The sequence below is a fragment of the Paenibacillus sp. FSL R5-192 genome (genome assembly GCF_000517845.1).
GTDB lineage: Bacteria > Bacillota > Bacilli > Paenibacillales > Paenibacillaceae > Paenibacillus > Paenibacillus amylolyticus.
In genome coordinates this window covers 38,853-56,579 of sequence record NZ_ASPR01000021.1, presented here as the reverse complement: position 1 = coordinate 56,579, position 17,727 = coordinate 38,853, and the positions used below count along the sequence as shown (strand labels likewise).

The 17,727-nt window shown below is 48.5% G+C and carries 18 protein-coding genes; 16 read left to right on the top strand and 2 right to left on the bottom strand.

Translation table 11 applies throughout. From position 1 onward, the window contains the following. Nucleotides 1-29 precede the first annotated feature (29 nt). The 9 genes from C161_RS17040 (at nt 30) to nikE (ending at nt 9,549) form a co-directional block, all read left to right on the top strand. The gene (locus tag C161_RS17040) at nt 30-917 is read left to right on the top strand and encodes a carbohydrate ABC transporter permease (protein WP_036606603.1); all 888 of its coding nucleotides are present in this window, start codon (nt 30-32) and stop codon (nt 915-917) included. A gap of 2 nt (nt 918-919) precedes the next feature. Further along, nucleotides 920-1,753 carry a carbohydrate ABC transporter permease gene (locus tag C161_RS17035; RefSeq protein ID WP_036671615.1) on the top strand — a complete coding sequence of 278 codons (834 nt, stop codon included), beginning with the start codon at nt 920-922 and terminating at the stop codon, nt 1,751-1,753. Between the two features lie 265 nt (nt 1,754-2,018). Next, entirely contained in the window at nt 2,019-3,056 is a 1,038-nt protein-coding gene (locus C161_RS17030; RefSeq protein ID WP_036671614.1) for a glycoside hydrolase family 130 protein, read from the top strand. 5 nt (nt 3,057-3,061) lie between these two features. Further along, nucleotides 3,062-4,003 carry a glycoside hydrolase family 113 gene (locus tag C161_RS17025; protein ID WP_036671694.1) on the top strand — a complete coding sequence of 314 codons (942 nt, stop codon included), beginning with the start codon at nt 3,062-3,064 and terminating at the stop codon, nt 4,001-4,003. 296 nt (nt 4,004-4,299) lie between these two features. Continuing rightward, complete coding sequence (gene nikA / locus C161_RS17020) at nt 4,300-5,934, top strand: nickel ABC transporter substrate-binding protein (protein ID WP_036671693.1); 1,635 nt, start codon at nt 4,300-4,302, stop codon at nt 5,932-5,934. Nucleotides 5,935-5,969: 35 nt separating this feature from the next. Then, a complete protein-coding gene (gene nikB, locus C161_RS17015) occupies nt 5,970-6,914 on the top strand; it encodes a nickel ABC transporter permease subunit NikB (RefSeq protein WP_036671612.1) in 945 nt (314 codons plus the stop codon). Beyond that, nucleotides 6,911-7,741: a nickel ABC transporter permease subunit NikC gene (nikC, locus tag C161_RS17010; protein WP_036671611.1), complete on the top strand. Its 831-nt coding sequence runs from the start codon at nt 6,911-6,913 to the stop codon at nt 7,739-7,741. The genes nikB and nikC overlap by 4 nt, the downstream gene beginning before the upstream one ends. A 39-nt stretch (nt 7,742-7,780) precedes the next feature. Next, nucleotides 7,781-8,587 carry an ABC transporter ATP-binding protein gene (locus C161_RS17005; RefSeq protein ID WP_036671610.1) on the top strand — a complete coding sequence of 269 codons (807 nt, stop codon included), beginning with the start codon at nt 7,781-7,783 and terminating at the stop codon, nt 8,585-8,587. A gap of 161 nt (nt 8,588-8,748) precedes the next feature. Further along, the gene (nikE, locus tag C161_RS17000; RefSeq protein ID WP_036671609.1) at nt 8,749-9,549 is read left to right on the top strand and encodes a nickel import ATP-binding protein NikE; all 801 of its coding nucleotides are present in this window, start codon (nt 8,749-8,751) and stop codon (nt 9,547-9,549) included. 596 nt (nt 9,550-10,145) lie between these two features. Here the strand turns inward: nikE and C161_RS16995 are convergent. Beyond that, nucleotides 10,146-10,724: an NAD(P)H-dependent oxidoreductase gene (locus C161_RS16995; RefSeq protein WP_036671608.1), complete on the bottom strand. Its 579-nt coding sequence runs from the start codon at nt 10,722-10,724 to the stop codon at nt 10,146-10,148. A 312-nt stretch (nt 10,725-11,036) separates the two neighbouring features. Then, complete coding sequence (locus C161_RS16990) at nt 11,037-11,627, bottom strand: TetR/AcrR family transcriptional regulator (protein ID WP_036671691.1); 591 nt, start codon at nt 11,625-11,627, stop codon at nt 11,037-11,039. Nucleotides 11,628-11,787: 160 nt separating this feature from the next. Between C161_RS16990 and C161_RS16985 the strand changes: the two genes are divergently transcribed. The 7 genes from C161_RS16985 to C161_RS16960 all read left to right on the top strand — a co-directional run bounded on the left by C161_RS16985 (nt 11,788) and on the right by C161_RS16960 (nt 17,723). Further along, entirely contained in the window at nt 11,788-12,771 is a 984-nt protein-coding gene (locus C161_RS16985; protein WP_051449784.1) for a phosphotransferase, read from the top strand. 18 nt (nt 12,772-12,789) lie between these two features. Continuing rightward, nucleotides 12,790-13,788 (top strand): glycosyltransferase, encoded by a 999-nt coding sequence (locus C161_RS16980; protein WP_036671606.1) that lies wholly within the window; start codon nt 12,790-12,792, stop codon nt 13,786-13,788. Between the two features lie 53 nt (nt 13,789-13,841). Next, the gene (locus C161_RS16975) at nt 13,842-14,126 is read left to right on the top strand and encodes a hypothetical protein (protein WP_036671605.1); all 285 of its coding nucleotides are present in this window, start codon (nt 13,842-13,844) and stop codon (nt 14,124-14,126) included. Between the two features lie 111 nt (nt 14,127-14,237). Next, the gene (locus C161_RS32800) at nt 14,238-14,399 is read left to right on the top strand and encodes a hypothetical protein (RefSeq protein WP_017691697.1); all 162 of its coding nucleotides are present in this window, start codon (nt 14,238-14,240) and stop codon (nt 14,397-14,399) included. 98 nt (nt 14,400-14,497) lie between these two features. Then, nucleotides 14,498-16,579 (top strand): ribosomal protection-like ABC-F family protein, encoded by a 2,082-nt coding sequence (gene abc-f / locus C161_RS16970; protein WP_036671604.1) that lies wholly within the window; start codon nt 14,498-14,500, stop codon nt 16,577-16,579. 392 nt (nt 16,580-16,971) lie between these two features. After that, nucleotides 16,972-17,439 carry a hypothetical protein gene (locus tag C161_RS31990; protein ID WP_084650295.1) on the top strand — a complete coding sequence of 156 codons (468 nt, stop codon included), beginning with the start codon at nt 16,972-16,974 and terminating at the stop codon, nt 17,437-17,439. Continuing rightward, nucleotides 17,439-17,723 (top strand): hypothetical protein, encoded by a 285-nt coding sequence (locus C161_RS16960; protein WP_036671603.1) that lies wholly within the window; start codon nt 17,439-17,441, stop codon nt 17,721-17,723. Before C161_RS31990 ends, C161_RS16960 begins: the two co-directional genes overlap by 1 nt. Nucleotides 17,724-17,727: the final 4 nt, after the last annotated feature.

Genomic DNA, 17,727 nt, shown 5'->3' with positions numbered 1-17,727 from the left:
CGGGAGAACCGCTTGGAGGTGTGGAGAGCATGAAGTACTTAAAACTTTCGAATTGGGGCTACTCAGCGCAACGCATATTTATCATCTGTGCCTTCTCAATTATTCCGCTGGCGTTGCTGTTCACGTTTGCATACTTACCTGTCATCAACATGTTCAAATACAGTTTCACCGATTGGAACGGATACAGTAAAAGGTTTGATTATGTTGGGTTTGAGAACTACACGCGCATATTCAGTGATCCCGAATACTTCAAAGTATTTATTGTCAGCTTGTATTACTTCGTGGCTACGTTCTTACAGATGGGCTTGGCGCTTTACTTTGCCACCATTCTGAGTTTCAAGGTTCGAGGCAAAAACTTTTTCAAAGGCATACTGTTTTTCCCTTATTTGCTGAATGGGGTAGCCATCGGTTTTATCTTCCTCTTTTTCTTCAAACCGGACGGTACACTCGATATGCTCATGCATGCTGTAGGGCTGGGACAATACACGCAGCTCTGGCTCGGTAATCCGAATATTATCAACGTGTCACTCGCAGGTGCATCGGTATGGAGATACATGGGCTTCAACTTTATCATTTTCCTGGGTGCAATCTCCTCCATTCCAAAGGATGTGTATGAAGCATCCGATATTGATGGCGCCAATCGCTGGCAGCAATTCCGCCACATCATCCTGCCGAGTATTACGCGCATCCTGCAACTCAACCTGATCTTGGCGATTAGCGGCGCAATTAGTGCGTTCGATATTCCATATATCATGACCGATGGTTCCAACGGCAGTATGACATTTGTAATCCAGACGGTTCATTTGGCGTTTAAATACGGCAAGCTGGGACTGGCATCCGCCATGGCTGTGGTGCTGCTCATGATCGTTATTCTCGTTACGCTTGTGCAGCGAGTCACCATGAAAGGGGAGGAATAAACGTGACACAACTCAAATACACCCTTGCAAGCGTGGTTAAATATGCTTCCCTGGTTATTGCGGCGTTTATCGCACTGTTACCCATCGTGGTCATCCTGTTTGCATCTCTCAAAACCAATGCGGAGTACGCTACCAGCAGCCCGCTTGCCCCGCCAGCCAACTGGCTGAACTTCGCGAACTATGCGAAGGCTTTTGTGGATGGCAACATGCTGGTTGGTTTCAAAAATACAATTATTATCCTGATCATCTCTATTATAGGAGCGACCTTAACGGGTTCCATGATCGCGTATGTGCTGGATCGGTTCAAATTCAAAGGCAAGAAAATTATGGTCGCGGCATTCCTGCTCGCTACCCTGATTCCAAGTGTTACAACGCAGGTCGCCACATTCCAGATCATCAACGCGCTCGACCTGTTTAACACACGCTGGGCGGCCATCGTGATGTACCTGGGTACAGATATCATCGCGGTTTATATCTTCCTACAGTTCCTGGGCTCCATCTCAAGTGCACTGGATGAATCCGCCATGCTGGACGGCGCGTCGTACTTCACGATCTACTGGAAAATCATTCTGCCACTGCTGAAACCGGCCATTGTAACGGTCATTATCGTGAAGGGTGTGAACATCTATAATGACTTCTACACACCGTTCCTCTACATGCCAAAGACCGATCTACAGGTCATATCCACCGCCTTGTTCAAATTCAAGGGACCGTTCGGATCGCAGTGGGAGGTCATCAGCGCCGGCATCATGATCGCCATTATTCCAACGATGATCATCTTCCTGCTGTTACAGAAGTACATCTACAATGGCTTCGCGCAAGGCTCAGTTAAATAAAAAAACGAAAGGCTATATGAAATGCATATGAGAATACACAGGAACGAAGAGGACAGAAAAAAGCTGGAGAAACGGAGGGGACGCTAAAAGCTTTCTGAAAGAAAGCTCGCTCCGTAAGCATACGCTATAACCGGATTTTCCCTTTTATAAGGGGATCAAAAAAATCTGGGGATAACGGCGATCGGAAGGTTGTTCTGTCATCAAAGTGGTCTAGTGCAATTTTAAGTATTCATTTCATAAAGCCTAACCGAAGGGAGAATGAAAAATGTCAGTTGCTGAAACGAAAAACGTACACATTGTTGGGGATGCTTTGCCGAATATGCCTTGGGAGAACAAACCGGAGGGAACGGAAGGCCCGGTATGGAGACATTCGGCCAACCCGGTGGTTCCGCGTAACCCGGTCAAAGGTGTTGCCCGCATTTTTAACAGTGCCGTTGTACCGTATGAAGGAAAATTCATTGGGGTATTCCGCGCCGAAACCGTTAATGGACGTCCACACCTTCACATGGGCGCAAGCGAAGATGGTCTGGAGTGGACAATTGAAGAGGAACGCATTGCATTTGTAGATGAAAATGGCGATCCGTTTATGCCGAACTATGCGTACGATCCACGTTTGGTCAAAGTCGAGGACACGTATTACATCATCTGGTGTACAGACTTCTACGGCGCAGCACTGGGTCTGGCCAAAACGGATGACTTCAAAACATTTGTCCGCCTCGAAAATCCAATGCTGCCGTTCAACCGGAATGGCGTGTTGTTCCCGCGCAAAATCAACGACAACTATGTGATGTTGTCCAGACCAAGTGACAGTGGACATACGCCATTCGGAGACATTTTCCTGAGCGAAAGCCCGGATCTTGTGTACTGGGGCAAGCACCGTCATGTGATGAGCAAAGGTGGCCAAGGCTGGTGGCAATCGGTCAAAATTGGCGGCGGGCCTGCTCCGATCGAAACGTCCGAAGGCTGGCTGATGTTCTACCATGGCGTCACTGGGACCTGTAACGGATTGGTATATAGCATGGGTGCGGTAATTCTGGATCTGGATGAACCGTCCAAAGTGAAATATCGTTCCTCCAACTTTGTACTGACACCGGAAAAATGGTACGAAGAACAAGGCTTCGTTGATAACGTCATTTTCCCGTGTGCAACACTGCATGATGCCGATACCGGACGTATCGCCATCTATTATGGCGCTGCCGATACGTATGTGGGCGTGGCGTACACGACCATCGAAGAGATCGTGAACTATGTGATCGAGACGGATGAAGTCATCGCCGGAGATCATGAAGAGGGCAAGCTGTAATGCATATGGATTATATCAAGGGATTTACATTTGGCTGGATGAGTGGCAAGGGTGACTTCCGTAAGCCGGAAGCCAAAGAATCTTTGCGCCTGATGGCAGAACGTACAGGCAGTTCTCATGTTATTTTTGCACTGGCGGCACATCAGGATCATCCGCAGGCGGTAGAGGTCAAGTATCGAGGTACACATCTGGTAGAGGATGATGAACTGGTGGACATGATTCGTTATGCCCGTACACTCGGGCTGCGTGTCATTCTGAAACCAACCGTTAACTGTACCGATGGCACATGGCGTGCACACATTAACTTTTTTGATATCGATGTGCCTTGTGAGCCGAAGTGGAAGGATTGGTTCCGCAGTTACACAGCATTTCAGAAGCATTATGCAGCGATTGCAGAGCAGGAAAAGTGTGAGATGTTCATTGTAGGTTGTGAGATGGTGCAATCCGAGCGTCGGGATGAAGAGTGGCGCGAGGTGATCGCCGGTGTGCGTGAAGAGTACACAGGACTGGTGTCATACAACACGGATAAATATCAGGAAGATCATGTGAAATGGTGGGATGCGGTGGATGTCATCTCTTCCAGTGGGTATTATCCCATCGGAGATTGGGAGGCGCAACTGGATCGTATTGAACAGGTGATTGCTCCCTATGGCAAACCCTTTTTCTTTGCGGAAGCAGGTTGTCCCAGCCGCAGTGGATCAGCCCAGGTACCGAACGATTGGGGACTGGAAGGCGAAGTGAGCGCGGAGGAACAAGAGCATTTCTATGAGACCATGTTCCGGCATGTTAGTCAGCGTGACTGGGTACGCGGATTCGGTCTATGGGATTGGAGCGCACATCTGCATGCGGAGAAGGAGGCGCTGACCGATGATGGATATGGTGTTTACGGCAAGCCAGCGGAGCAGGTGATTCGTCGGTTCTATGAGGGCATCGCTGTAGACGTTTAAAATGAGAAACAAGAAGGCGTATGTGAAGATGGATTTCAGTGATATATCTCCATATGTACTTTCGTGATTTCCATGCTGTGAGCAATGAATAACAGATTATGGTGGAGCTTATTTTTTTAGTTGTAATTCACATTCATGTCAAGAAGCCTTTCCTCCCATAGGAAAGGTTTTTTGGCTATTTTAGTAACAACACATACCATGTCGAATTTTGTTGACAAAAGGAGGGCTCCTGCCTATTCTTAATGGATGAATATGATAATCATTATCATAAAATAGAGAAAAGGGGTTCAACATTCATGTCTGTACAACATCGCAAATCTTCGGCCCTCACGTTGGCAACTATGCTCTTGTTGTTATTCGTTATTGTGGGTTGCAGCAATACAGGAAGTGGAGATGAATCCTCATCTGCTGCTTCGGATCAAACATCTACGAAGTCGATTACGATGTCATGGCCACGTGATATCGGTACAATGAATCCGCACACGTACAATCCTTCGCAATTATTTGCCCAATCCATGCTCTATGAGCCACTGATCAGTTACCAGAAGGACGGAAAACTGGAACCTGCGCTGGCAGAATCATGGACCATCTCCGATGACGGCAAAGTATATACATTTAAGCTTCGCCAAGGTGTGAAATTCTCAGATGGTACGCCATTTAATGCTGAGATTGTGGAAAAGAATTTTGACGCTGTGATGAAAAATAAAGCTACACATAGCTGGCTGGGCATTGTAGGTGTGCTCGACAAGACAGAGGTTGTGGACGACCACACGTTCCGTATGACACTCACAGAGCCGTACTATCCTGTTCTTCAGGATTTGTCTGTGGTTCGTCCTTTCCGCTTCCTGGGTGAAGCCGGATTCCCGGATGACGGAGATACATCCCAAGGCATCAAAGAGCCAGTTGGAACGGGCCCGTGGATGCTGGCTGATTACAAGCAGGACGAATATGCTGTTTTCAAACGCAACCCGAATTATTGGGGAACCGCACCGAAGGTGGATCAGATTACGGTTAAGATCATCCCTGATGCAGAAACCCGCGTGCTTGCTTTTGAAAAAGGTGATCTCGACCTGATCTATGGTGAAGGTATGATCAGTCTGGATGCGTTCCAACAGCTTCGTGACAACGATAAATATGTGAGTCAGCTGTCTGATCCGGTAGGTACGCGAGATCTGCTGCTGAATTCCTCCAATCCGAAGCTGTCTGATCTCAGAGTGCGGATGGCGCTCCAGCAAGGATTTAACAAAAAAGCGATGGTGGAAGGCATCACTCTGGGTCTGGAAGAACCGGCAGATACGGCACTATCCAAAAACTACCCATACACCAATGTTGACCTGAAACCGATCGAATATAACGTGGAACAATCCAAAGCTTTATTGGATGAAGCGGGTTGGAAGATGCCTGCGAATGGTAGCGTTCGTGAGAAAGACGGACAACAGCTTGAATTCGAAATGATTTTTGACAAGACGGACCCGATTCAGAAAGCGATGGCTGAGACCATTCAGGCGGAATGGAGCGAGCTTGGGGTTAAGGTAAACCTCACTGGGCTAGAACTGACGGTACAGATCAAACGTTTGAAAGCCAATGATTTTGACCTGTATTTCTGGTACAACTATGGTGCTCCGTATGATCCACATTCCTTCATTAACGTTGTAGCGAGCCCTGGATTTGGTATCTCTGAGACGCTCAGTGCCTTGCCGATGAAAAAGGAACTGGACGAGCAGGTACATGCCGCACTATCATCAACAGATGAGACGAAACGTCAGGAGCTGTATGGCTCTATCCTGACAACACTCCAGGAACAATCGGCGATTGTCCCCATCTCGTATGTTAAGAAAACGGCGGTATATCAGAAGAAAATTTCCAACTTTATTTTCCCGGCAAACCGTGATGAGAATCCGTTTGTAGGCATTGAATTGGGCAACCAATAATGATCCATGTAGCTTGATAAAAGGGAGGAAGTTTGTTGATCAGTTATATCGGGAAACGAATGATCGCGATCATTCCTATCGTTTTTATCGCTACACTTGTTACCTTTGCGCTTATTCATATATCACCAGTTGATCCGGCCGAGGCTTATCTGACAGCTGCTCATATCTATCCCACACCGGAGCTGCTTGCGCAAAAGCGGCATGAGTTCGGTCTGGATCAGCCTATGTTAACCCAATATGTGCATACGATTCAGAAGATTGCCAAGCTCGACTTCGGCACCTCATATCTCACCAACAAACCCGTATGGGATGAAGTGAAACTAAGGCTTCCTGCTACGGCTGAACTAGCCTTCTGGAGTATGCTGTTATCCGCTTTGGTGAGTATTCCATTGGGAATACTGGCCGCGGTGTATAAGAATAGCTGGATTGACATGGTCAGCCGTGCGATTTCCTATTTTGGAGCATCTATTCCGCAATTCTGGCTCGGTTACTTGCTGATCTTCTTTTTCTCGGTGAAGCTGGACTGGCTACCTGTGGAGGGGCGTGGATCGTGGGAGAATCTGGTTCTGCCTACGATTACACTCTCCTTGATTCTTATTGCGGTCTACACCCGATTGTTGCGTTCCAGTGTACTGGAGCAATTGCAGGAGACATATGTACAGTACGCAAGAACACGCGGGATTCGCGAAAGAGTGATTATGCTCAAGCATGTGCTGAAAATCGCCATATCGCCCCTCATTACGGGGATGGGGATGAGTATGGGCAAGCTGCTCACAGGTACCATTATTGTAGAGCAGGTGTTTTCCTGGCCTGGGTTCGGGCGTTATTTTGTCGATGCGATATTTAACCGGGATATTCCCGTGATTCAATGTTATGTCTTCCTGGCGGCCTGCCTGTTCATCGTATGCAATCTGCTCGTTGATCTGGTGCAGCTCGTTATGGACCCACGGATTTCAGCGAAAGGACGGGCAGAACATTGATAAACAAATGGCGTGCGGTATTTAAAGGGCAGAGAGCTATCCAGATATGCTCGGTGATCATATTGCTTTTCTTCGTGATCGCGTTATTAGCCCCATGGATTGCTCCTCATGACCCGGTGAAGGTGAATCTGTTGCAGAAGCTGGCGAGTCCATCGCTTGAGCATTGGCTCGGAACGGATCATCTGGGACGTGACAATCTCACTAGGCTGATGTATGGAGCGAGAGTGTCGCTTGGATTTGCTACCCTGATCTTCCTGTCATCTTTGCTCATTGGTGTCATTGTAGGTTCAATCTCCGGTTACCTTGGTGGCTGGGTGGACAGTCTGCTGATGCGCTTGTGTGAAGGCATTATGGCGTTTCCGAATCTGGTGCTGGTGCTCGGTATTGTAGGGATCTTTGGTCCAGGTTTGATGCAGGTGCTTCTAGCACTCATGATGGTACAGTGGGTGTATTATGCACGTATCTGCCGGAACATGGTCGTTAGTCTGAAAGAACGGAACTTCATCGCGGCGGCGCGGATTAGTGGCTCCTCTTCGTGGACGATTATCCGCAGACATATCATCCCCAACGTGCAGCGTCCGATCGTTGTGATGGGTACGCTGGAGATGGGGTGGGCGATTATGGATATATCTGCTCTGTCCTTCCTGGGACTCGGTATTCAACCACCGAATGCAGAATGGGGCGCCATGATTCATGAAGGAACGGGTTATATTCGCAGTCATCCGGAGTTGATGATCTACCCGGGGGCATTGATTCTGCTCGTAGTCATTACGTTCAACATTTTGGGAGAAGCGTTATCCGAGCGTTATGGCATTGCAAAAAGGTAGTGGTTCGGAATCGAAGGCATATGAGGGGTGAACGTAACGATGGATGATGCAGCGAAGGTACTCGAAGTTCGTGGTCTGCAAGTGAATCTAAGAACAGCGGAGGGTTCAGTCCCGTTACTGGAGCCCATTGATTTTGAATTAAAAAAAGGTCGTGTCTTCGGTCTCGTCGGTGAGAGTGGCAGCGGTAAGACCGTTACATGTAACGCGTTGCTCCATCTGCTTGATCCGCGCAGGATGGAAGTGTCGGGCAGCATCCACCTGAATGGACGGGAGCTTGGCTCGTTGTCAGGTGAGGAGATGCGGCGCATCCGCGGCAAGGAAATCGGATTTATTATGCAGAATCCGATGAATGCTTTTACACCCGTATATACGATTGGATCTCAATTTATTGAAACCTTGCGTACGCATACGGGAATGCCCAAGGGACAAGCGAGAGAACAGGCGATTGCTGCCTTGGCAGATATGAACTTACCCGAACCAGCTAAACTGATGAAGCGATATCCCTTCCAACTGAGTGGCGGTATGTTGCAGCGTGTGATGATCGCCATATCGATGTGCCTGCGACCGGCTTTGGTTATTGCTGATGAACCAACGACGGCACTGGATGTCGTGAATCAGTTCAAGGTGCTTCAGGAATTGGATCGGCTACGTACGGAGTATGGCACATCCATCTTGCTCATCTCCCACGATCTGGGCGTGATCTCGCAAATGGCGGATGAAGTCGCGGTCATGCAGAAGGGGCGAATTGTGGAGCAGGCGGATGTGTACCAACTGTTCGATCACCCGCAGCATGAGTATACACGGATGTTGTTAAATGCCAGACCCAGTATGTATTTAGGACGATAGCGAATGACAGATGAGTTGAATTGTTCAGTGAGTGTATGTGTAGAGCGGGAATACACTGTGTTTTGAGTGGGTAGGCGTAGGGGTGGAATGAACATGGTGATGTGTAATTTCAGCTTCTTCGGAGATTGCTTCTGCCAAGTACAAAAGAGGAGGGTGACCTGATGCTTCAGGTACGTGAAGTAAGCCATAGCTATGGCAAACGCAACTGGCTGGATCGTTCGGGAGCGCGTCCTCCTGTGCTGGCAGATATCTCACTTACGATCGAAAAGGGTGTGTGTCTGGGGCTCCTGGGTACGAGCGGGGCAGGTAAAAGTACCTTGGGTAAAATCATTCTTGGTCTGGAGAAGCCCAGCCAGGGTCAGGTTTTATTTCAGGGTCAGGATATCTATCGATCTAGCAAACCCGTGCTTAAGGGATTACGGCGCGATCTGCAGGTCGTGTTCCAGGACTGTTATTCGGCTGTGAATCCACTCATGACTGCCGCGCAGATCATCGGTGAGCCACTGGATAATTACGAGCGATTTTCGGCAAAAGAACAACTTCGTGTGGTCGGACAACTGCTTGAGCAGGTTGGGCTTACACCTGAGGATGGGAGCAAGCTTCCGCACCAGTTCAGCGGTGGGCAATTACAGCGAGTTAACATCGCACGAGCCATTGCGCTCAAGCCAAAGTTAATCGTACTGGACGAATCAATCAGCAGCCTGGATATGGTGCACCAGACGCAAATCCTATCCTTACTGGGAGAGTTAAGAGCATCCTACGGGTTGTCTTACCTTTTTATCACACATGACATTCGAGCTGCCATGACGATCTGTGACCGCATTGCCGTGATGGATCAGGGAAAGCTGGTATATAGCGGTGATGCCGGGGATTCGGTAATGCAGTCGGATCATCCGGCTGTGCAGCAGTTGGTTACAGCTATTTTGCCTGAGCATCCATCAGGTCGTATTTCGTTAAGGTAATACGTTGTTTGTATTTGTAGATGGCTGTTCATTGGGTTGCTTACATGGTTGTTTCCATTGCATTACTGATGCGAAGTCGACTTTCCAAAGGCGGGCGATTGGCGTATCAAGCTGACCTGTAGTGCAGATTTGTCTCTCTAAGTGCAGGTCGCTAACGAACCGAGTCAGTGTTAAATGGCGATTTAGCGTGGAATGCAAAATGTAACGAACCTCAGTGAAGTTATTCCGGTGCAAACTAGTTTAAAATCATTAAATGATACACAGATCGAGGAAATAACGCGTCTACGATTCGTTAAACCTCAGACTTATCGGAAATGGCGCTAATAACGTGTTTACGGTTCGTTAGATCATAATGAATACTAAAAGGGTTGTCCCCTACGTCTTGAACAAGACGTAGGGGACAACCCTTTTTTGTAACTGGGAATAGGCACACTTCTGCTTTCTGATATAAGTTAAACTAAGATTACAATTGTGCCACTTGCAGATTACAGGACTACCTTCAAATTGCGCGTATCCACAGATTTTTGATTTAACTTACAACGTGAAAATCTGGAGAGAAGTATATACTTCCCATGAGGCTTTCTTGCAGAAATCTTTTACCCCATCTTCCGCCCAAGCTGCTCGATCTTATCCAACCAATTCTTTCTCTGTTCATCTGACTTTTTACCAACTTGATCTACAGGTGTTATCCGCACAGGTTTGATGCCAGTCAGTGCAAATGTGGAGATTTTCATCATTTTATGTGCAGGCTCACCTTGGAACCATTTGAAGTACCAGCTCGGACCATCCATCGTGGTGATCATGCGAGCGGTGCGGCCTTTGAGCAGTTGATCCGGGAAAGGTTTTCCTTTTTGATACTTGAAGGCGTAACCAGGCATGAAGATTCGGTCAACGAAACCTTTCAACAGGGCAGGCGGTCCTCCCCACCAGATTGGGAATACCCATACAAGATGCTCAGCCCACTTAATCGCTTCTTGAGCTTGTAGCAAATCTGGTTCAAGTGGAAGTTTATTACGATATCCTCCCTCCAGATTCATGTTGAACGCCAACTCGTTCAGGGTGATCATGCGGACGTCGGCACCCGCCTGCACCGCACCTTTACGGTAAGCTTCGGCTAGTGCGCCGTTGTAACTGGGGGAGACGGGATTGCCTTGAATAATTAATATTTTTTTCATGGAAGATGACACGTCCTGACTATTTTAGTTAATGAACACTAACCTCATGTGCAAAAAGAAAAGGTCACGTATGACCCGGTAATCCATCTGTAAATCCTAATGGTATGCTGACGATTCTCTTTAGAAGTTATTCAACAAGTCCGTATTTGATTACAAATCATGCCTAGCGGCATCATCTGCATCGAATATGGGATTCAGCCGAAATAAGCGGATGTTTACGAAGGTTGTTTCCTTCGGAAACAAAGTAGTTGCTCACGTCGTTTTCCCTACGCTCCGCTAATCCCCATTTCTAGCTTCATCCCATCTCCATTGTTACTCCTGGGGTACCTGCCCTAACATCGATGCAAGTCTGTGAACCGTTTCCCCCGTATAAGGTACCAACAGCTCCGGTAGTTCACCTTGCATACTGGAGACCGCCATACGTGTAATTGCACCGATCACCAGCACGGCTGTGAGCCGTGAATCCTGCTGAGGCAGTTCACCTCGCATCATTCCCTGATCGATCAGATCCATTAACGCATCCAATGGCTGACGGTAATCCTCGCTACTTCCGGCTTCAATGAATATTTCATGATTCTGTGAAATCAGCAGTAGCCCGTAGGGATCTTCATCATGCAGATGGAGAACCTCGGTAACCAGTTGCTTGAAGCGTTCCAACACGGGACCTTCCTGTCGAACATACCCATCAATTAGTGCAGTATAGTCGACACAGTATTGGGTGAAGGCTTCCAGGGCAACGGCATCTTTGTTTTTAAAATGTTTGTAGATCGCCGCATCGGTTACTCCGGCGGCGTCACCGATCTCTTTGACGGATATGCCGTCAACGCCTTTGGTTGCGAACAAGCGCATCGCCGCTTGTAGGATATCTTTCTTTTTGCTATCCACATGAGATTTGTTCTTCATGATTGTATAGTAAGTGATTACTAACCAAAATGCAATAAGCAATTATGAAACTCTGAATTGAGACACTGAATAAGCGCTTACGACCAAAGCTTGCAGGCTTGTGAGCGGCAACGTATGATGAATAGAAATCAACATCGGAGTAGCAGGGAGAACGAAATGGATGGTGGGAAGTGTGAACGAAGAGTTGGATGCATACAGCTGGGTGACGCCCGAAGGAATGCTGAATGATCAATATATAACAAGCCGTGAACAGTTGTATAAAGGAATGAACGGACGATATGTGGAGCGATTCACTGTTCCTACCGGTGAAAGTTATATTTTCAAACCGTTGACGAATCCTGTACAGCATGGACGGGAACGATGGATGTACGAGCGTGTGATGTCTGGCTTATCACCAATCTATCCGCAACTCATTGCAGCGTCGGATCTTACCATTGCTCCAGCACAGAGCTGGATGATCTACGAGGATCTGGGGCAACTGGTGCATGATTCGCAAGAAGCGACGATGCTCGGCGCAGCGGCACATATGGCAGCATGGCATGCATTGCCTGTTACGAATTGGAGCGAACTGCCTCGCGTGGGCCAGAAACCGTCCATTCGCACAATGTTGGATGAGTTGCAAATGCATAGGCAATCTACCGATGAACTGTTATCCAGATTGGATATGCAGCTATCCGCATCCGATTGGGACAAGATCTCAAGGTTGATCCTCACGGCAGAGGAAGAACTTCCAATCGTTTTGTGTCACGGAGACCTGCATCCAGGTAACATGGCGGAGGTGGACGGCAGACTGGTCATCTTGGACTGGGAGCATGCCCATCTGAATACGCCACTGTGGGATATATATCACCTAGTTGATCTCTCGCATCCGCTGTTTCCCAGAACGGTTACGCCTGTATTGCGAGAGCGGGTCATGGATGTTTATTTGGACAAACTTGGGAGCCTCGGCGTGCAGATTGAACGGGTTTCTTTTGCAGAATGGTACGACGCTTATGCTATTGTATTCTCACTCTGGATGCTGCGTTTGATTGACGGTGACCTGAGAAGTGAGGAATGTGTGTGGCCGAAGGAACAGTTGCGTAACCAGTGGTATGAGACGGCAGCAACGCTGGAACAGTGCATGAAGCACTTGGGTGAGGAATAGAAATGAGGGGTGAGAAGCTTGCGTAAAGTCGGACTTGTTATGCGTAAAATTCAATTCACGGAAGCTCAGGGGCCACGCGTATTTGCGGATCGGCTGAAGCAGATTGGTCTGGAGTTGGGTGTTGATATCGTGTTCATCTCGCCGGAGCGTCATGTCAGTGGATACGACTGGTTGCCGGGTTATGAGCATGAGAAAGGTGACCTGGTGAACTACGATATCGTGCTGGATCAGATTCATAGTCAAAATATAGAGCATGTCATCTACACCGTATCCGGGTTTACATTTTTGAAGATGTTCTTACCGAAAAGCGTATTGTTCCCGCACAGTTTCCCCGATCCCGCGCTAACGGGATATGAGATGATGAAGCCATTTTATACGATGGTGGATAAAGCAATTGTACAGACGGAGTTTTTAAAAACAGAACTGGGTCGCAATTTCGGTGTACATGACGTGAACGTTATTCCGATTGGCTTTAGCGAAGAGCTGGCGAACCGGCACTATGATCCGAGCCAGGTTGTGCATAATCGGGTGCTCTGGATCGGTCGGGATGAGGCGAACCGTCGCCCGGATCTAGTTTTGGAATACGCTCGGCAGAACCCGGACAAGGAAGTATATATGGTGTTTGGCGGTGTACGCTATAAGGAAACCATGAAGAAGTACGACATTCCTTCCAACGTGAAGCTGAAGTTTGCGCTCACGCAGGATGAGATATTTACGTTGATGAACTCATCCAAGGTGTATTGGAACTGTTCGGCCTTTGATACGTTTGCGATGCCGCTGACGGAAGCGATGGCGATGGGCAAAATGGTCGTGAAGCCGGAGCATGCCTGCTACGGTCACATTCGATCCACGCATGCCTTTGCAGGCAATGAGGATAACTGGTTTGAACTGGTGAACATGGCTGCGGCTGCGCCGCGCAGTGTGTCAGAAGACAACCGGGAGTATGCGTTTGGTGCCTTTTCGCGCACGAAGATGAAAGAAGGGTACCGACACTTTTTCTCGGATTGGTTGAAGTAACGTAAGGTCTGTAACAAAGGGCTTAATCCATCCAGCAACAGGAGGGGAACCTTATGGAAGTACTGATCTTGTGGACATTGGGAATGTGGGCGGTGCTACTGCTGATTGAATGGTTTATCTACCGGTTGCAAGGACGGCGAATGACGTGGGTTCAATATATATTGCCATGTGTGGCCTTGCTCGGCGGTGCCGTTGTAATCATGATCAGCATCGATATTGGCGGGTGGAACGGCATCGGATATGCCCTGCTCGGCGCATCACTGGGTACCGCGGGAATGTTAACACTCATTACGGTAGCGATCAGGGATGTGGTGCTCCGGCGACGGGGCAGGCACTAATTAGAACAGTGGCTACTGTACAGTATGATTGAATTGGGCGATGGGATGGTTGCAGGAACGCATCCGTCTGTGATATATTGACATTAATTATGACAAGGGAGGTGAAGACAGGTGAATCACGAGATGCTTAACAACCGTATTAGCCAGCTGCCGATTGCTATGGCTGGCATTGTTCATACTTTTCTGACCAACGGGAGAAGTCTGTCCAATTTTGAATATACGGAAGTTAACATTTGCGAGAAGATGCCTGCCTTGACCTCTTTCGGACGATAAGCGATATTGCTTGAATTCTGAAGGGCCGCGGAGCTAACCTCCTGCGGCTCTTTTTGTGTTGCGGTCAGGATCTTCCATACCATAGGAGGAACCTTATTATGATAATGATTAGCGCGCAACAACTGACTCAATACCACGGAGCACATCTGGTGCTGGACGGCATTACGTTTGAAATTATGGAAGGTGACAAGGTCGCCCTGATTGGCCGCAACGGAAGCGGCAAGACCACACTTATGCGCCTGATGGCAAGACTGAACAAGCCGGATGAAGGGCAATTGATGATCAAGAAAGATACACGAATGGGATATGTGGCTCAGGTTCCAGAAGGATTGGATGACCATACCGTACTGGATGTACTGAGTCTTGGATTCAAGGAGCTTATGATATGTCGCACGCAAATGAAGGAAATGGAGCAGCAGATGTCCGATCCGGCATGTGCAGCAGACCCTAATCAATTGGAGCGCCTGCTGAAACGCTACGCGGCACTGCAAGACCAGTTCGAGCGTGAGGGTGGATATGAAATGGATGCCCGGATCGATCAGGTGGCGGACGGTTTGGATATCGCCAAGGCACACTATGGTTGGCGCTTTGGTTCCCTGTCTGGTGGGGAGCAGACTCGGGTGGTGCTGGCTTCACAGCTAATCGTAAGACCCGACCTGTTGTTGCTGGATGAGCCGACAAACCATCTTGATCTGGAGCGGGTTGAGTGGCTGGAAGGATTTTTACGAGAATATCCCGGCACCATTGTCCTGATCTCGCATGATCGCTATTTTTTGGATCGGGTCGTGAATCGAACACTGGAGCTGGAGGATGGAGAAGCGGAAACATCTGCTGGCGGTTATACGGAATATATGAAAGTGAAGGAACAACGGCTGTTGCAGCAATTCGAGGAGTTCAAGGAGCAGCAGAAGGTTATCAAAAAAATGAAGGAAACGATCCGCCAGTTAGAGGAGTGGGGCCGAGTTGGTGGGAATGAAAAGTTCTTCAGACGGGCGGCTTCTATGCGTAAAGCCATCGAGCGGATGGAACAGGTGAAGCGTCCTGTACTGGAGCGCCGAAATGCCGAGTTCGATGTGCGTCCTACGGATCGAACGGGTAAACGGGTAGCGGTATTGGAACAGGTCGAGAAGAGCTATGGTGAGCGTGAAATCCTGCACGGGGTCTCGGGTCTGCTGGAATATGGAGATAAAATTGCACTCATTGGCCGCAATGGCTCCGGCAAGACGACACTGTTCAAGCTGTTGCTTGGTGACGAGCAGCCCAATGCGGGTAAGCTGGAGTGGGGGGCGCGTGTGGATGTCGGGTATCTGGCTCAACAGGAGGAACCTACGAATCCAAAGCTGAATGTACTCGAATACTTCCGTCTAGAAGCAGGCGTGGAAGAGGGAGAGGCTCGCGGAATTCTGGCACGATATTTGTTCTATGGAGCGGATGTATTCCGCTCTGTCGGGCAATTATCTGGAGGGGAATGGACGCGTCTGCGGCTAGCTCTTCTGGTGCAACGTAAACCCAATGTACTGTTGCTCGATGAGCCAACCAACCATCTGGATATCGCATCCAGAGAAGCGCTGGAAGAGTCCTTGGTTGATTTTGAAGGAACTGTACTTGCCATCTCGCATGATCGGTACTTCGTCAATCGCCTCGCTTCCCGTGTCTGGGAACTGGAGGACGGTCAGATGACCGCTTATCTGGGAGACTATGAGGCGTATCGTGAGAAGAAGCTTGATATGCAAGCTCGTGCGGCGGCGACAATTCAGGCTACAGCAGGCGTGGGCGTTTCTTCTCGTGGGAACGCCAAGTCAGAGATGAAGTCAGGGTTAACGTCTGCGCCCGGCGGGACTGCCAGATCAGGAAAGAAACCAGAAACAAACTCGACAATGAACGGTTCCACTGTTGCGGCTACCGAAGGAAGTCGTTATTATGAAGCTTCAACTGAATCAGGTAAGGCGATGGCCTCTTCGGCAGCAGCTGCATCGAAACATAGAAGTGGCAATGGCAACAAACCGTCTGCGGAGAAGCTGGAACAGACGTTGGCTCGTCTTGAGGCAGAGATTCAGGTGCTGGATCAACAGTTGGAGATGGTGCAGAACAATCCGCTTGAACTGGAACAAATCTGGAATGATCGCGAGCAATTGTCCGCTGAATATAATGATGTATTGGCACAGTGGGCTGAGTTATAAGTCCGAATGGCATGAGCATAAGATGGAACAAACGAGGTCGGAGAATTTTCTCCGGCCTTTTTGAACTGGATTGCGTACCAAAAGTAGAAAACAGTATGTTATTTCCTGCAGGGTTAATCGGAGAACGAAGGTAGCCAACATGTTCTTTATTACATGTCATGGTGAATAGAATCAATTTCATAAATCACTAAAAATGGAGTTTTGTAACTAGACATAGACAAATTAAACCATTTCGATCTATGTCTAGCCTTGATTTGAAGCAGCTAAAGGTACTATGAAATTGATTCACTAGTGTAACTTTTTTCCTTCTGATGCGTTAAATACGTTTGTATGAATTGAAACGGCTCACCTAAGAGCTCGCAAAAAGGGAGGTTATCGGTATCTATTATTCATTGACGTATCGGAGTTGGTCGGATGATCGACAAGCGGAGACAGGGGTGCTGGAACAGACTTCAGTCACACGAGATGAACTGTTCATGCGCAAACTGGTGGATGCCACCTTGGTGAAAAACAAACTCTGGGCGCATCTGTCCAATGAATGCCAGGATGGGCGGGAACATGCAGTATATGTAACGGCGTATGAGCAACAGATGCCGGATGTGTACGGTGCGGCGATTGCGGACGCTGCGCTGGCAATGTGCAAAATGTCCTCCATGTACAGTGCAGAGTATATGCTGTGGAATGGAAGATCATTTCAGGAGTTGGAGCTCACAGCGTCATCCACCTATACGATGGAGCTTGCCGAGCAACTGCTGGACCATTACATGGTTCGCAGTGGCAAGACGTATGAGTTCCTGTATTCCGTGCTGGATGCAGATCGCAAGAAAGTGTTGTTTTATATGAAAGAGGTGGATCTGTGATGAGTGACCAAGAGCGGGGGCAAGCATCGAAACCCGGGTCAAAAGCAAAGCTGGTTGCTTTCTCCCTGATGCTGGCGGTTCCTGCCGTGTTATCCGGTTGTGGCAGCAACAATGATGAATGTGACCCGGAGTATGATACCGGATGTGAATATGATTCCAGCAGTGGGCACTATTACTACGGTGGGTCGTCGTATCGAAGCAATAAGGACAGTAACAGCTCCTATAGCAAATCCAAGTCCAAATCAAGCGGCTTCGGTAGCTTCTTCCGCAGCTCGGGAGGATAACCGG

What these genes read in the sequence shown, in the direction of transcription:
- C161_RS17040 (WP_036606603.1), top strand. Translation starts at nt 30, where the DNA reads ATGAAGTACTTAAAACTTTCGAATTGGGGCTACTCAGCGCAACGCATA.
- C161_RS16990 (WP_036671691.1), bottom strand. Translation starts at nt 11,627, where the DNA reads ATGAAGAACAAATCTCATGTGGATAGCAAAAAGAAAGATATCCTACAA.
- C161_RS16960 (WP_036671603.1), top strand. Translation starts at nt 17,439, where the DNA reads ATGAGTGACCAAGAGCGGGGGCAAGCATCGAAACCCGGGTCAAAAGCA.
- C161_RS17025 (WP_036671694.1), top strand. Translation starts at nt 3,062, where the DNA reads ATGGATTATATCAAGGGATTTACATTTGGCTGGATGAGTGGCAAGGGT.
- C161_RS16985 (WP_051449784.1), top strand. Translation starts at nt 11,788, where the DNA reads ATGGTGGGAAGTGTGAACGAAGAGTTGGATGCATACAGCTGGGTGACG.
- nikE (WP_036671609.1), top strand. Translation starts at nt 8,749, where the DNA reads ATGCTTCAGGTACGTGAAGTAAGCCATAGCTATGGCAAACGCAACTGG.
- C161_RS16995 (WP_036671608.1), bottom strand. Translation starts at nt 10,724, where the DNA reads ATGAAAAAAATATTAATTATTCAAGGCAATCCCGTCTCCCCCAGTTAC.
- C161_RS17005 (WP_036671610.1), top strand. Translation starts at nt 7,781, where the DNA reads ATGGATGATGCAGCGAAGGTACTCGAAGTTCGTGGTCTGCAAGTGAAT.
- C161_RS17030 (WP_036671614.1), top strand. Translation starts at nt 2,019, where the DNA reads ATGTCAGTTGCTGAAACGAAAAACGTACACATTGTTGGGGATGCTTTG.
- nikA (WP_036671693.1), top strand. Translation starts at nt 4,300, where the DNA reads ATGTCTGTACAACATCGCAAATCTTCGGCCCTCACGTTGGCAACTATG.
- abc-f (WP_036671604.1), top strand. Translation starts at nt 14,498, where the DNA reads ATGATAATGATTAGCGCGCAACAACTGACTCAATACCACGGAGCACAT.
- C161_RS16975 (WP_036671605.1), top strand. Translation starts at nt 13,842, where the DNA reads ATGGAAGTACTGATCTTGTGGACATTGGGAATGTGGGCGGTGCTACTG.